The sequence below is a fragment of the Amycolatopsis samaneae genome, assembly GCF_039541975.1.
In the GTDB taxonomy this organism is placed as follows: domain Bacteria; phylum Actinomycetota; class Actinomycetes; order Mycobacteriales; family Pseudonocardiaceae; genus Amycolatopsis; species Amycolatopsis samaneae.
This window is the reverse complement of the sequence record NZ_BAABHG010000009.1, coordinates 365,676-379,013: the sequence shown is the minus strand read 5'-3', so window position 1 is coordinate 379,013 and position 13,338 is coordinate 365,676. Positions and strand designations below refer to the sequence as shown.

The following is a 13,338-nucleotide window of genomic DNA, read 5'->3' as shown; positions in this document are numbered from 1 at the left end:
CGGCCGCACGTCTTCACGGTAGGAGTCACCCAGCACAGGGGAGGCGATTGACATGGTACGCAGCAAGATCATCCGTACCGGCGCGATCATCACCGGTGTGGCAGGCGTTCTGGTGCTTTCCGCCTGCGGGCAGGGCGCGCCGGCGGCGTCGAACGCGGCAAGCACGCCAAGCTCCGAGACCCCGTCGACCTCGGCCGCGACGTCGGCGTCCACCAGCCCGAGCAGCGGGTCTTCCCAGCCCAGCAGTCCCCCGGCGCAGCCGGTGGCCGAAGGACACTGCAAGGCCGCCGACGTGAAGCTCTCGTTCGGCCAGGGCGACGCCGGCGCGGGCACGGCGTACCGCCCGCTGGTGATCACCAACACCAGTGGCCACGAGTGCACGATCCAGGGTTTCCCCGGCGTGTCCTACGTGGCGGGCGCAGACGGTCACCAGGTCGGCCCGGCCGCCGCGCGGGACGGGGGCGCCGGTGGCCTGGTCACGCTGGCCAAGGGGCAGAGCGCGACCGCCGACGTCGGGTTCGTCCAGGTCCGTAACTACGACGAGGCCGTCTGCAAGCCCACCGAGGTCACCGGGGTGCGGGTCTACCTGCCCGGCGAAACCGCCTCGAACTTCGTGCCCTCACCGGGCGCCGGCTGCGCCGGCGAGAAGATCCCCGGCAACCAGCTGACCGTGAAGGCCGTCCACAAGGGCTGACCTCAGAGCCGGGCGCACTGCTGCTCGGCCTGCGCGAGGTGGCGCTGTCCGGACAGGTCGTTGAAGTGCAGGCTGAACACCATCCGGCTGACACCGTCGATGTGGTCGGCGAGCGGCTGGTAGGCCGGATCGACCTCGGCGGCGGCCGCGGACAGCTCGCGTGCCGCGGTCATCCGGTGCAACTGCCCGGCGGACATGGTCGTCAGGCTCCGCGAGGCACCGGAACGGGTGGTGTCCGGAATGGCGCCGACCCGGTCGAGCGCGGCACACGCGTCGCGGGCGTCCTGCAGCGCTTCGGCGTGGACCCCCGACAACGCCCAGAGCAGGCCGAACACGCCGCCGCCCACGGCGAACCCGGCGAGTGCGGCCAGCACCAGCGGACGGCGTGACGGGACGTCCCCGGCCCCTTGGCCGGGCTGCCCGGTTTCCCTCGTGCGCATCGCCTGCCTCCCACCGGTGCGGGTGATGCGCTATTCCAGCACCTGAGGCGCGCGTTTTCACTGGTCGGAGTGGACCGCGTGCCCAGCTGAGGCCGATTCGTCATCCAGGGAGAACCGCCGGAACGCGAAAAAGGTGAGCACGGCGACGCCCAGCAGCCCGGCCCCGGAGACCGCGAAGGTCTTCGACGCCGAGCCCAGCGCCTCGGTGAGCACGCCGCCGAGCAACGCGCCGAGCGGGATGGCACCCCAGACGACGGTGCGCCACACGCCGAGCACCCGGCCGAGCAGCGCACCGGGCACCAGGGTGTGGCGCGCGGTCGCGAAGACGACGTTGACCACCACGATCGCGGCCGCGAACAGCCCGAACAGCACCGCGGCCACCACCGGCTGCCGGATCAGGCCCATCCCGCCGAACCCGGCCCCGCAGCAGGCGATCCCGGCCACCAGCACCGCCGGACGGCCCGCGGCCCGCACCATCCGGGGCGCGGCCGCGGCGCCGAGCAGCCCGCCGATCCCGCCGACGAACGCGAACAGCCCGAACGTCGCCTCGCTCAGCCGCAGATCGTCCAGCGCGTAGAGCACGAGCTGGGCCTGCGCCAGCTCGCTGACCAGGCTGAGCAGCCCGGCGACGGCGACCATCCGCAGCAACAGCGGGTGGCCCTTCAGCCAGCGAAGCCCCTCCAGCAGTTCGGTGTGCAGCCGGGTCGGCGGCGCGTCCTCGCCCGCCTCGCGCACGGGTTTCGGCCGGAAGCTGCCGGCCAGCCCGACCAGCAGCGCGGCGGCGAGCGCGAACCCCGCCGACGTCAGCAGGAAGGGGAACAGCGCGAACAACGCGAACGTGGCACTGCCGACCGGTCCGCCGAGGAAGGTTTGGCCGACGATTTCGCACGCCTGGAGCTTGCTGTTGGCGCTTTCCAGCGACCGCTCGTCCACCACCGACGGGATCAGCGCGTTGGCGGCGCTCTCGGCGACCGTTTCCGCGGTCCCGATCAGCAACGCCGCCGCGTAGACCAGCCAGATCGACATGCCGCCCGCGGCGATCAGCACCGTCAGCGCCCCGATCACCACGGCACGCCCGATGTTCGCGAGGATCATCGCGCGGCGGCGGTCGAGGCGGTCCACCAGCCCGCCCGCGATCAGGCCGAACAGCAGCCACGGCAGGAACTGGGTCGCCGACAGGCCGGCGATCAGGACGGGATCGTGGGTGAGGGTGGTCGCGAGCAGCGGGAAGGCGACCTTGGCGATGCCGTCGGCCAGGTTCCCGGCCCCGGTCGAGGACAGCAGCCACCAGAGTCTGCGATTCCCCGTGCCGCCCTGTTCCTCACGCACCGTGCCTCCCCCGCAACGTTCGCGGCCGCCCCCCGGCCACGCGTGACAGTCTGCCAGAGGCGTCGCCCGATGTGGTGGCGTTGTCACGAAGAGTAAGGAAAGCGGAACGGTTGTGCGGTACACCGTGAAATGCCCGCCGGTAACCGCTTCCAACCGTGGATCCGGTACCGCCGCCGGTCAGCCCCAGCCCAGCTCGTGCAGCCGCGCGTCGTCGATGCCGAAATGATGCCCCAGCTCGTGCATCACCGTGACCAGCACCTCCTCGACGACTTGCTCCTCGTCCTCGCACATGTCGAGGATCGGCCGCCGGTAGATCGAGATCCGGTCCGGCAGCACCCCGCCGTAGTCCGAGGTCCGCTCGGTGAGCGCGACGCCGTGGTAGAGCCCGAGGATCGTCGGCTCCTCCTCGTTGAACTCCTCGACCAGCACGACGACGTTGTCCATCGCCTCGGCGAACTCGGGCGGGACCTCGTCCAGCGCCTCGGACACCAGCTCCTCGAAGCGGTGCCGCGTCATCTCGACCGGCATCGTGACCTACCGGCTCGGCTTCGGCGCGGTGCCGCTCGCGGACGGGCCCTCGCCACCCATCGGCGGCCCGTCGCCGTTGCCCTTCGCGGGCGCGTCGCCCGGCGGGCCGCCCTTCACGCTCCCGGTGACCGCCTGCAGCCCGGAGCTGTCGGGCAGCTTCGCGGCGATCTTGCAGTTCACCTTGGTCGACCCGGCGTCCCAGCTCTCCTGTTCACGAAGGTCCCAGCCGAGGCTGAGCTTCTTCGCGGCCAGGTCCGCGCCGTCGGTGTAGGTGGCGGCCGCCTTGACACACTCGGTGTCCAGCCAGGCCTTCTGCTTGTCCTGCGACGGGTAGCCGTCGGTGAACTTCGACTTCAGGTCCAGCTTCGCGATCATCTCGTACGAGTGCGGCTGGGCGCAGTCGATCGGGTCGCCGACGCCCTTGCCGAGCAGGGCGAGGCAGGTGCCCGGCTCCCACACGGCCGACTGGTCCTGGTCCTTCGCCGGACCGGTGGTCGGCTGCAGCTTGCCGCCGGGGCCCGCCCACTGCAGTCCGCAGCGCAGCTGACGGTCCCCGTCGTTCCACTGGGCGGGGGTCGGCCGCAGCAGGTTCGTGGTCAGCCTGCCGTAGGGATCGAGCGCGTGTCCGAGGTACGGCTTGACGTCGGTGGTGCACCGCGTCTGCGCGATCTGCTGCCACTGCTCCAACGCGGGCGAGGGCACGCCGGGCGGGAACTGGGCGCCGACGTCCACGACGCTGGTCACCTCGAACAGGTGCGGCTGCGCGCAGTCGACCTTGTGCGCGTCGGTGGCGTCGGGATTGTCCCAGGTCAGGCAGCTGCCGGGGGGTGAGCTGAACGCTTCCTTCGCGGCCGGGCTGAGCTTGCCCGCGCCGCCGCCGGTGCCACCGCCCGTACCGTCACCCCAGGAAAACGTGACGTTGAGGCCGAGCGCGATGAGGGCACCGACGAACGCCCCGGCCATCACCACACGGGTGCGCAGGGCTTTCACCGGCATTGGGAACCGTTCGGCGTCGGGAGACATCAACGTCCATGATGCCCGCGCCGCGCGCACCTTGCCCGCGGCGGGTGGTTAGTGTGGGTAGAAGGCGATGGCCGGTGATTACGGAGCGCGCATGACGCAGGACAACAACTCGGGGGACTCGGGGGAGCAGCCAGCTCCGGAGCCGACGCAGCGCGGCTCGATGCGATTCCAGGACGAGACGACCAAGCCGCGAGAACCTTCGCTCGCCGAGCAGCGTGCCCGGAAGCAGGCGATCGCGCAGCAGGAACGTGAGGCGGCCGAGGCCGCCGAAGTGGCACGGATCGCCGGGCAGAAGGCGGCGACCAAGCGCAAGATCCTGATCGGCAGCGGGGTGACGGTCGGCCTCGCCGGCCTCGTCGCGACGTTCTACACCGTCGCGCACACCACGAACGTGACCGCGGTCTGCACCGACAAGAACGACGTCGTGCAGGACGACAAATACTGCGACGAGAGGTACGTCACGGCGAACCACGGCTACCACAGCGGCGGGTTCGTCTTCATCCCGATCCCGGGCGGTGGCTACAACAGCTATCGGTACAACTACGGCGGCACCGGCGCGGTCGGTCAGCACGTCAGCGGCGGTACCTTCAACCAGCCCTCCTCGCGCACGAACGTCTCGACCAAGTCGGGCACCTCGGTCCAGCGCGGCGGGTTCGGCATCAGCGGCAAGAGCAGCGGGACCGGCGGCACGGGCGGGACCGGGAAGAGCGGGGGCTCGTAGGTGTACCGGGATTCGGCCGCGCCGCGGCGCGGCTGGCAGCGGATCGTCGAGGAACAGGGCCTTGTCTACGGCACGCCCGCGCGCGACGAATCGGGCAAGGAACGGCCGTACTGGGACGAATCCGTCCACTACGTCTTCGACATGGACGAGATCCTCTCCATCGAGGCCGACGTCGAGCTGCTGCACTCGATGTGCCTTGAAGCCGTCGACAACGTCGTGACGACCGAGGGCTACCAGCGCTTCGGCATCCCCGAGTGGGTCTGGCCGCACATCGCCGAGTCGTGGAAGCGGCAGGACCCGCACGTCTACGGCCGGTTCGACCTGCGCTACGACGGCAAGAGCCCGGCGAAGCTGCTGGAGTACAACGCGGACACGCCGACCACGCTGCTGGAGGCGTCGATCCTCCAGTGGCACTGGAAGACCGACGTGTTCCCGGACGACGACCAGTGGAACTCGCTGCACGAGAAGCTGGTCGAGCGTTGGAGCCTGCTGAAGGACAAGCTGCCCTCGAACGAACTGCACTTCACCTGGTCCAGCGCCGATCCCTCCGGCGAGGACCACGTCACCACGGCGTACCTGCAGGAGACCGCGGCCGAGGCGGGCCTGGACACGGTCGGCCTCGCGATCGAGGAGATCGGCTGGGACCCGGTGCTCAAGCGCTTCGTCGACCTCGAAGAGGCGCAGATGGCGACCGTGGTGAAGCTCTACCCGTGGGAATGGGTGGTCGACGAGGAGTTCGGCCGCTTCGCCGTCGAGACGATGCCGCGCACGCTGTGGGTCGAACCGCTCTGGAAGATGCTGCTGTCGAACAAGGCGCTGCTCGCGGTGCTGTGGGAGAACTACCCCGGCCACCCGAACCTGCTGCCCGCGTTCACCGACGACCCCGGCCTGCTCACCGAGTACGTGCGCAAGCCGAAGCTCGGCCGTGAGGGCGCGAACGTGCAGATCGTCGCGACCGGGTACGAAACGCAGACCGACGGCGTGTACGGCGCCGAGGGTTACGTCTACCAGGCGTTCGATCCGCTGCCCGAGTTCCAGGGGTACCGGCCGGCGCTCGGGGCCTGGATCGTCGGCGACAGCGCCGCCGGGCTGGGGATCCGCGAGACCGGCGGGCTGGTGACCGACGACGGCGCCGCGTTCGTGCCGCACCGGATTCCCGACGCGGGGGCCTGACCACGGTCGACGCCGGTGGGCCCCGGTTCGTGACGGTGCCGGGCGAAAGGCACAATCTGGACGAAGCGACGTCCACGCCGCCCGGCATCGACACCTCTGGGAGAACCCGTGACGACCACCGTTGCGCTGTCCGCCACCTTCGGCTCCGACCTCGTGCGGGGTATCGGCGCCATCCTGCTCTACGGCATGATCGGCCTGCTGCTCATGTTCGCGGGGTTCTACGCGATCGACTGGACCACGCCGGGCAAGCTGTCGAAGCTGGTCCAGGAGGGCAAGCCCAACGCCGTCATCGTCACCGCGTCCGGGCTGCTGTCGATGGCGTTCATCGTCGTCGTCGCGATCTTCAACTCGGCCAGCGACCTGACCGAGGGCCTGGTCACCTCGCTGGTCTACGGCCTGCTGGGGATCATCGTCCAGGTCGTCGCGGTCCGGCTGCTGGAGTGGGCGACCCGCATCGACGTGGGCAACACGATCGAGAGCGACAAGTTCGCGCCCGCGACCATCGTGGTCGCCGCCGCGCACCTCGCGCTCGGTCTCGTGGTCGCGGTCGGGATTTCCTGATCTGCTGACCGGGTGGGATTCCCACTAGCGTGGGACCCATGCGCCTGCTCAGGACGCCGGAGGACAGGTTCACCGACCTGCCCGGCTTCGCCTTCGAACCACGGCATGTAGATCTTCCCGACCCGCACGGCGGCCTGATCAGAGTGGGCTACGTCGAGGCGGGACCCGCCGACGGGCCCGTGGTGCTCCTGCTCCACGGCGAGCCGAGCTGGTCCTACCTGTACCGCACGATGCTCCCGGTGCTGGCCGCCGCCGGGCTGCGCGCGATCGCGCCGGACCTGGTCGGGTTCGGCCGGTCGGACAAGCCCGCCGAAATCGTCGACCACAGCTACGCCCGGCACGTCGGGTGGATGCGCGCGTTCGCCTTCGAGGCGCTCGGCCTGCGGGACGTGACGCTGGTCGGGCAGGACTGGGGCGGGCTCATCGGCCTGCGGCTGGTCGCGGAGAACCCGGACCGGTTCGCCCGCGTCGTCGCCGCGAACACCGGCCTGCCGACCGGCGACACCGACATGCCGAAGCTCTGGTGGGCCTTCCACGACGCCGTCGAGAACGCGCAGGTCCTCGACATCGGCCGCTTCGTGCAGTCCGGGTGCACGACGAAACTGTCCGAAGAGGTGCGGGCCGCCTACGACGCGCCGTTCCCGAACGAGATGTACAAGGCGGGCCCGCGCGCGATGCCCGCCCTCGTGCCGACCCGGCCGGACGACCCGGCGTCGGAAGCGAACCGCGCCGCCTGGCGGACGCTCACCGAGCTGGACCTGCCGCTGCTGTGCGCGTTTTCCGACGGCGACCCGATCACCGGTCCGATGGCCCCGGTGCTGCGGCGGTCGATGAAGGGCGCGCAGGGGCTCGACCACCCGACGATCCAGGACGCGGGCCACTTCCTCCAAGAGGACGCGGGCGAGCTCCTCGGCGAACACGTCGCCCGCTTCGTCCGGTCCTGACGTTCCGTGGGGGCCTCCTTGAGGGACTCCAGGTCCCTCAAGGAGGCCCCCACGGACCTTCGCTTCAGGAAAGCGCGGCCTGGGCGGCGGCCAGGGAGTCGACGAGGATGTCCAGGCCTTCCTGGGCCTCCTCGGCGGTCAGCGTCATCGGCGGCGCGATGCGCAGGACGTTGCCGTGCAGCCCGCCCTTGCCGACGAGCAGCCCGCGCCGCTTGGTCTCCTCCAGCACCCGCCCCGCCGCGCGCACACTCGGCTCCGTGCCGCCCGGCTCGACCAGCTCGACGCCGATCATCAGGCCCTTGCCCCGCACCTCGCCGACGAGCGGGCTGTCCGCCGCGCGCAGCCCGGACAGCAGCTGCTCGCCGCGGGCGGCGGCGTTGGCCTGCAGATCGTGGTCGGCGATGTAGTCGAGCACCGCGGTGGCACCCGCCATCGAGACCGGGTTGCCGCCGAAGGTCGAGAACGAGTTCGCGGTGAAACAGTCCACCAGGTCGCCGCGCGCCACGACACCGCCGACCGCGAGCCCGTTGCCGAGGCCCTTCGCGAACGTCATCGCGTCCGGCGTGACGTCGTGCGCGCCGATACCCCAGAAGTGTTCCCCGGTACGGCCCCAGCCGGTCTGGACCTCGTCCGAGATGAACAGCACGCCGTAGGAGTCGAGGACCTCCTTCATCGCCTTGAACAGGCCGTCCGGCGGCAGGCTGAAGCCGCCCACGCCCTGCACCGGCTCGGCGATCATGCAGGCGACGTCGCCCGCGGTCGCGGTTTCCAGTACGTCGACGAGGTCCGCGACGCACGCGTCGATGTAGGCGGCGTCGGAGAGGTCACGGAACGGGCTCCGGTAGCGGTAGCCGCCGTGCACGTAGTTCACCTTGACCGGGCTCAGCGCCGAAGCCGACCAGCCGCGGTTGCCGGTGATCGCGACCGTCGCGAACGAGCGGCCGTGGTAGGAGTTCCGCAGCGCGAGCACCTGGTTGCTGCGGCGGTACTGCGTCGCGAGCATCAGCGCGGTGTCGTTCGCCTCGCTGCCGGAGTTGGTGAAGAACACCTTCGCGTCCGGGATCCCGGACAGCTTCGCGATCCGCTCGGCCAGCTCGACCTGCGAGCGGATCAGGTACAGCGTCGAGGTGTGCAGGATCCCGGTGTCGAGCTGCTTGCGCACGGCGTCGCTGATCTCGGCGACGTCGTAGCCCATCGCGTTGGTGAGTACGCCGGCGAAGAAGTCCAGGTACGTCTTGCCGGACCCGTCGATCACCCGGCGGTCGCGGCCCTGCACGATCTCGATCGGCTCCTCGTAGAGCAGTCCCATCCAGGTGGGCATGACGGCCCTGTGCCGGGCGAGCAGATCCGCTTCGGTCATCGTCGCTCCTCATCCTCGTCGCTTGCTCGGAGTATGGGGAGCGGGGGAAACCGCGGACAACGATCAGACTGTCGGGTTGTCGAAGCCGGGCCGCACAGTGTGTATGCGGTATGAGTTCCGCACGCCAAGGCGACTACTCTCATCTCTCGTGATTGACCCCAGGACCCTGCGCGAAGACCCGGAAGCCGTGCGCGCGTCGCAGCGCGCCCGTGGCGAGGACGAAGGAGTGGTCGACAAGCTGCTCGGCCTCGACTCCCGCCGCCGGTCCGCGATCGCGGCCGCGGACAAGCTGCGCGCCGAGCAGAAGTCGCTGGGCAAGTTGATCCCGAAGGCCTCCGGCGAGGAGAAGGCCGGCCTGCTGGCGACGGCCAAGGACCTCTCCGCCCAGGTCAAGACCGCCGAGGCCGAGCAGAACGAGTCCTCGGAGGAGTTCGAGCAGCTCTTCCGCACCCTGCCGAACCTGGTCCACCCGTCCTCGCCGATCGGCGGCGAGGACGACTTCAGCGTGCTCAAGCACGTCGGCGAGCCGACGAAGCTCGGCTTCACCCCGCGCGATCACCTCGAGCTGATGGAGGGCCTCGGCGCGGTCGACATGGAGCGCGGCGCCAAGGTGTCCGGCTCGCGGTTCTACTTCCTCACCGGCGTCGGCGCGCAGCTGCAGCTGGGCCTGCTGAACATGGCGATCGCGCAGGCGCTGGAGAACGGGTTCGTCCCGATGATCACGCCGTCGCTGGTGCGCCCGGAGATCATGGCGGGCACCGGGTTCCTCGGCGCGCACTCCGCCGAGGTCTACCGGATGCGCGACGACGACATGTACCTGGTCGGCACGTCGGAGGTGCCGCTCGCCGGGTACCACGCGGACGAGATCCTCGACCTGAACGACGGCGCGAAGCGCTACGCCGGCTGGTCGTCCTGCTACCGCCGCGAGGCCGGTTCGTACGGCAAGGACACCCGCGGCATCATCCGCGTGCACCAGTTCGACAAGGTCGAGATGTTCGTCTACACGCGTCCCGAGGACGCCGAGGCCGAGCACGAGCGGCTGCTCGGCTGGGAAGAGCAGATGCTGGCGAAGATCGAGGTGCCCTACCGGGTCATCGACACCGCGACCGGCGACCTCGGCACGTCCGCGCACCGCAAGTTCGACTGCGAGGCCTGGATCCCGACGCAGGAGACCTACCGCGAGCTGACCTCGACGTCGAACTGCACCACGTTCCAGGCACGGCGGCTGTCGGTCCGCTACCGCGACGAGAACGGCAAACCGCAGATCGCCGCGACACTGAACGGGACTCTCGCGACCACGCGCTGGATTGTCGCGATCCTGGAGAACCACCAGCTCGAAGACGGTTCGGTCCGGGTCCCCGAAGCGCTGCGCCCGTTCGTCGGCGGCCGCGAGGTGCTGACGCCGATCGGCCGCTGAACCGGCAGGGGATTTCCGCGGATGCCGGGTGCGGGCGCGTTCGGCCCAGTAATGTGCGGGCCGAACGGAGGATGAGCACATGCGGATCAGTCGGCTAGGGGCGGCCGCGGCGGGGGCCGTCGCGGTGCTGGTGCTGGCGGGGTGCACGACGTTGGTCGGCGGGGCGGCCGCGCCGGTACCGGGCCAGGGGCCGGTCAAGAAGGTCGCCGATGCCTGCTCGCTGCTTCCCCCGGACCAGGCACAGGGGCTCGGCTACGGGGTGCCGGGCAAGGCGAATCCCGCCGACGAGAAGCGGCGCACACCCGCGTCGTGCATCTTCTCGCTCAAGGACAGCAGCGAGGGGGCGATCAGCACCTCGATCGGCTGGGCGGTCGGCCTGCGGCTCGACGACTACCTCGGCGGCGCGCAGAAGAAGGACACCGTCTAGGCGGGCGGGTTCACCTGGACCCAGTACGCCTCGATCTTCCCCGGCTACTGCACCTACGTCCTGCCGCTCGGCCCGGACTCCTTTGTGGACATCGGCGTCTCCGCCAGCGAAGAGGCGAAGTCGTGCGGGGCGGCGAAGAAGGTCCTGCCGTTCGTCTCGGCGCACCTGCCCGGCGGGGAACCCGCGCCGTCGATCACCCCGTCGGCCGCGCCGCAGCCGTCCGGTCCGCTCGCCACGGTCGACCCGTGCACGGCGCTCAAGCCCGAACAGGCCCAGCAGCTGAAGATGGAGCCCACCGGGAAGTCGTCGAAGTCGACCGCGACGCCCAACGCGGTGTACTGCCTGTGGAAGGACACCGACGGCAGTCGCGGGCAGAAGGCGTTCGAGGTGTGGTTCGGGCTGACCACGCCGTACAACAAGTGGCCGGCCTTCACCCCGCCAGGACAGCCGCAGGACGTCAACGGGCGGAAGTGGCTGCTGCTGCCCAACGAGGGCGGCATGCGCGTGAGCTGCGGTGCGGTGCTGGCGGTCACCGACACCACCTCGGTGTACGTGACCAGCGGTTTCCTCGACGACGACAGCAAGTCCTGCGACGCGGTCAAGGCCGGGCTGCCGTTGGTGACGGGGAACCTGCCCGCCTTCTGAGCCCGGCTCAGGCCGCCGCGTCGCTCACCACGTCCGCGATGTGCTTGGCGATCTCCAGCGCGCTGGTCGCCGCCGGCGACGGCGCGTTGAGCACGTGGACCTGGTTTCGCGTGGTCTCGATCAGGAAGTCGTCCACCAGCGAACCGTCCGGGCGCAGCGCCTGCGCCCGGACACCGGAGCCGTGGCGCACGATGTCGTCGGCGGTCACCGCCGGGACCAGCCGGGCCAGGCTGGCGGCGAAGCGGTGGCGGGAGAACGAGCGCCGCACCTCGTCGACGCCGGTCGGGTAGGCGTACTTGCGCGCGAGCCGCCACACCCCGGGGAAGCGGGCGACGTCGGCGACGTCCCTCGCGGAGACGTCGCGCCAGCGGTAGCCCTCGCGACGCAGCGCCAGCACGGCGTTCGGTCCGGCGTGGACACTGCCGTCCAGCATCCGGGTCAGGTGCACGCCGAGGAAGGGCAGCGAAGGATCGGGCACGGGGTAGATCAGGCCGCGCACCAGGTTCCGGCGTTCGGGTTTGAGCTCGTAGTACTCGCCGCGGAAGGGCACGATCCGCGCGCTGGGCGTCAGCCCGGCCAGCCGCGCGATCCGGTCGGAGTGCAGGCCGGCGCAGTTGACCAGCGCGCTGCCGTGCACGACGTCGGTGCCGGTGGCGACCTCGACCCCGCCGTGGCGGCCCGGCCGGATGCCCAGCGCGGGGCTGTTCAGCCGCAGGTCGGCGCTCGTCTCGTCGAGCAACCGGACGAGGGTGGCGCAGACGGCGGGGAAGTCGATGATGCCGGTGGACTCCACGCGCAGCGCGCCGACGCACGACACCTCCGGCTCGTGGTCCCTGGCTTCGGCGGGGGAGATCAGCTTCGCCGGGACACCGTTCGCCTCCGCGCGCTCGGCGAGCACGGCGAGCGCGGGCAGCTCGGCGTCGGAGGTGGCCACGACCAGCTTGCCGCACACCTCGACCGGGACCCCGTACTGCCGCGCGAAGTCCACAATGGACCGATTGCCCGCGGTGGACATCCGTGCCTTGTACGAGCCGGGCTTGTAGTACAGCCCGGCGTGCACGACGTTCGAGTTGTGCCCGGTCTGGTGGGCAGCCCAGCGGGCCTCCTTCTCCAGCACCGTGACGTCCTGACCGCGCTTGGTCAGCTCCCAGGCCACGGACAGCCCGACGATCCCACCACCGATGACCACCACATTCCGCACGATCGACCAGGCTACGCGGGGTCGGGGTCAACGGTCCGTAAGGCCACCCCTCAGCGGGTACGCCGGTAGGCGTCGTCACAGGAACGGGGCACGCGGGCGTCGGGGGAGTTAGCGTGATCGCGGCGGAAGTGTCAGCTGGGAGGCGTCATGACAGGTTCGGCCGAAGCCACTGCGGAGCGGTATCGCCGCGCGGGGGAGACCGGGGACATCGAGCTGGCCATGAGCACCTTCGCGCCGGACGCGGTGCTGCACTCGCCGCTCACGTCGCGCGTGCGGTTCACCGGTCTCGGCCAGTTGCGGCAGCTCATCGGCGTCGCGTACGCCCATCTCGAGGACGTGCGGTTCCACCTCGACGTCGGGGACGATCGGACGCGGGTGGTGGTCTACACCGCGCGCGTCGGCGGCGAGGAGATCGAAGAGGCGACCGTGTTGCGCTTCGACGACGAGGGCCTGATCGCCGAGGCGACGTTGTTCGTGCGCACCCTGCCGGGGCTGGTGGCGCTGATGGACCGGTTCGGTCCCGACATCGCACGCCGTAACGGTCGTCCGCTCGCCGCGAGGCTGCTCTCGGTGGCGGTGAAACCGTTGCGGGCGATGATCCGCTCGGGCGACCGGTACGCCGTCCCGCTCGTCGCACCACGGCCGTGAAGGTCCGTGGGGGCCTCCCTGAGGGACCCAGGCTCCCTCAGGGAGGCCCCCACGGGCAGTGGGAACGTGCGCGGTACCGCCGGCGAACGCGTGCCCTGGTCCGGTCCGTGAATGCCACATTCACGGACCTTGGTCAGCAGGGGCCGTGGCGGGGGCCGAGTTGTCCACAACGGGTGCGGCTGTCCACAGATTCACCGAGCACCCTAGCCCGGATCCCCTGCCGCGAT

15 protein-coding genes are annotated in these 13,338 nt (G+C 70.5%); 9 read left to right on the top strand and 6 right to left on the bottom strand.

The window, feature by feature from the left end; translation table 11 throughout:
* Positions 1 to 52: 52 nt before the first annotated feature.
* Entirely contained in the window at positions 53 to 694 is a 642-nt protein-coding gene (locus ABD987_RS25435) for a DUF4232 domain-containing protein (RefSeq protein WP_345398577.1), read from the top strand.
* Positions 695 to 696: 2 nt separating this feature from the next.
* On the opposite strand, the gene ABD987_RS25430 is transcribed toward ABD987_RS25435, so the two are convergent.
* The 4 genes from ABD987_RS25430 to ABD987_RS25415 form a co-directional block, all read right to left on the bottom strand.
* Positions 697 to 1,134: a hypothetical protein gene (locus tag ABD987_RS25430; protein ID WP_345398574.1), complete on the bottom strand. Its 438-nt coding sequence runs from the start codon at positions 1,132 to 1,134 to the stop codon at positions 697 to 699.
* 57 nt (positions 1,135 to 1,191) lie between these two features.
* Positions 1,192 to 2,463 carry an MFS transporter gene (locus tag ABD987_RS25425; RefSeq protein WP_345398572.1) on the bottom strand — a complete coding sequence of 424 codons (1,272 nt, stop codon included), beginning with the start codon at positions 2,461 to 2,463 and terminating at the stop codon, positions 1,192 to 1,194.
* A 177-nt stretch (positions 2,464 to 2,640) separates the two neighbouring features.
* The gene (locus tag ABD987_RS25420; RefSeq protein ID WP_345398569.1) at positions 2,641 to 2,991 is read right to left on the bottom strand and encodes a metallopeptidase family protein; all 351 of its coding nucleotides are present in this window, start codon (positions 2,989 to 2,991) and stop codon (positions 2,641 to 2,643) included.
* A 6-nt stretch (positions 2,992 to 2,997) separates the two neighbouring features.
* Positions 2,998 to 4,014, bottom strand: coding sequence for a septum formation family protein (locus ABD987_RS25415; RefSeq protein ID WP_345398566.1), 1,017 nt, complete (start codon positions 4,012 to 4,014; stop codon positions 2,998 to 3,000).
* Positions 4,015 to 4,105: 91 nt separating this feature from the next.
* Between ABD987_RS25415 and ABD987_RS25410 the strand changes: the two genes are divergently transcribed.
* The 4 genes from ABD987_RS25410 to ABD987_RS25395 all read left to right on the top strand — a co-directional run bounded on the left by ABD987_RS25410 (position 4,106) and on the right by ABD987_RS25395 (position 7,413).
* Complete coding sequence (locus ABD987_RS25410) at positions 4,106 to 4,735, top strand: hypothetical protein (RefSeq protein ID WP_345398563.1); 630 nt, start codon at positions 4,106 to 4,108, stop codon at positions 4,733 to 4,735.
* A complete protein-coding gene (locus ABD987_RS25405) occupies positions 4,736 to 5,908 on the top strand; it encodes a glutathionylspermidine synthase family protein (RefSeq protein ID WP_345398560.1) in 1,173 nt (390 codons plus the stop codon).
* A gap of 108 nt (positions 5,909 to 6,016) precedes the next feature.
* Entirely contained in the window at positions 6,017 to 6,469 is a 453-nt protein-coding gene (locus tag ABD987_RS25400; RefSeq protein ID WP_345398557.1) for a DUF350 domain-containing protein, read from the top strand.
* 38 nt (positions 6,470 to 6,507) lie between these two features.
* On the top strand, positions 6,508 to 7,413 hold the full coding sequence (locus ABD987_RS25395) for a haloalkane dehalogenase (protein ID WP_345398554.1): 906 nt from the start codon (positions 6,508 to 6,510) through the stop codon (positions 7,411 to 7,413).
* A gap of 64 nt (positions 7,414 to 7,477) precedes the next feature.
* Here the strand turns inward: ABD987_RS25395 and ABD987_RS25390 are convergent, their stop codons facing one another.
* A complete protein-coding gene (locus ABD987_RS25390) occupies positions 7,478 to 8,773 on the bottom strand; it encodes an aspartate aminotransferase family protein (protein WP_345398551.1) in 1,296 nt (431 codons plus the stop codon).
* Between the two features lie 148 nt (positions 8,774 to 8,921).
* Here ABD987_RS25390 and serS point away from each other — a divergent pair, with 148 nt between their 5' ends.
* From serS to ABD987_RS25375, 3 genes are all read left to right on the top strand, one after another.
* Entirely contained in the window at positions 8,922 to 10,190 is a 1,269-nt protein-coding gene (gene serS, locus ABD987_RS25385) for a serine--tRNA ligase (protein ID WP_345398548.1), read from the top strand.
* 79 nt (positions 10,191 to 10,269) lie between these two features.
* Entirely contained in the window at positions 10,270 to 10,617 is a 348-nt protein-coding gene (locus tag ABD987_RS25380) for a DUF3558 domain-containing protein (RefSeq protein ID WP_345398545.1), read from the top strand.
* Between the two features lie 84 nt (positions 10,618 to 10,701).
* Positions 10,702 to 11,262 (top strand): DUF3558 family protein, encoded by a 561-nt coding sequence (locus ABD987_RS25375; RefSeq protein ID WP_345398542.1) that lies wholly within the window; start codon positions 10,702 to 10,704, stop codon positions 11,260 to 11,262.
* Positions 11,263 to 11,269: 7 nt separating this feature from the next.
* On the opposite strand, the gene lhgO is transcribed toward ABD987_RS25375, so the two are convergent.
* Complete coding sequence (gene lhgO / locus ABD987_RS25370) at positions 11,270 to 12,463, bottom strand: L-2-hydroxyglutarate oxidase (protein WP_345398539.1); 1,194 nt, start codon at positions 12,461 to 12,463, stop codon at positions 11,270 to 11,272.
* Between the two features lie 147 nt (positions 12,464 to 12,610).
* Here lhgO and ABD987_RS25365 point away from each other — a divergent pair, with 147 nt between their 5' ends.
* The gene (locus tag ABD987_RS25365) at positions 12,611 to 13,111 is read left to right on the top strand and encodes a nuclear transport factor 2 family protein (protein WP_345398536.1); all 501 of its coding nucleotides are present in this window, start codon (positions 12,611 to 12,613) and stop codon (positions 13,109 to 13,111) included.
* Positions 13,112 to 13,338 lie beyond the last annotated feature (227 nt).

Excerpts from the sequence above, each read along its gene's own strand:
- ABD987_RS25435 (WP_345398577.1), top strand. The coding sequence starts at position 53 with ATGGTACGCAGCAAGATCATCCGTACCGGCGCGATCATCACCGGTGTG.
- ABD987_RS25430 (WP_345398574.1), bottom strand. The coding sequence starts at position 1,134 with ATGCGCACGAGGGAAACCGGGCAGCCCGGCCAAGGGGCCGGGGACGTC.
- ABD987_RS25420 (WP_345398569.1), bottom strand. The coding sequence starts at position 2,991 with ATGCCGGTCGAGATGACGCGGCACCGCTTCGAGGAGCTGGTGTCCGAG.
- ABD987_RS25415 (WP_345398566.1), bottom strand. The coding sequence starts at position 4,014 with ATGTCTCCCGACGCCGAACGGTTCCCAATGCCGGTGAAAGCCCTGCGC.
- ABD987_RS25410 (WP_345398563.1), top strand. The coding sequence starts at position 4,106 with ATGACGCAGGACAACAACTCGGGGGACTCGGGGGAGCAGCCAGCTCCG.
- ABD987_RS25395 (WP_345398554.1), top strand. The coding sequence starts at position 6,508 with ATGCGCCTGCTCAGGACGCCGGAGGACAGGTTCACCGACCTGCCCGGC.
- ABD987_RS25390 (WP_345398551.1), bottom strand. The coding sequence starts at position 8,773 with ATGACCGAAGCGGATCTGCTCGCCCGGCACAGGGCCGTCATGCCCACC.
- ABD987_RS25380 (WP_345398545.1), top strand. The coding sequence starts at position 10,270 with ATGCGGATCAGTCGGCTAGGGGCGGCCGCGGCGGGGGCCGTCGCGGTG.
- ABD987_RS25365 (WP_345398536.1), top strand. The coding sequence starts at position 12,611 with ATGACAGGTTCGGCCGAAGCCACTGCGGAGCGGTATCGCCGCGCGGGG.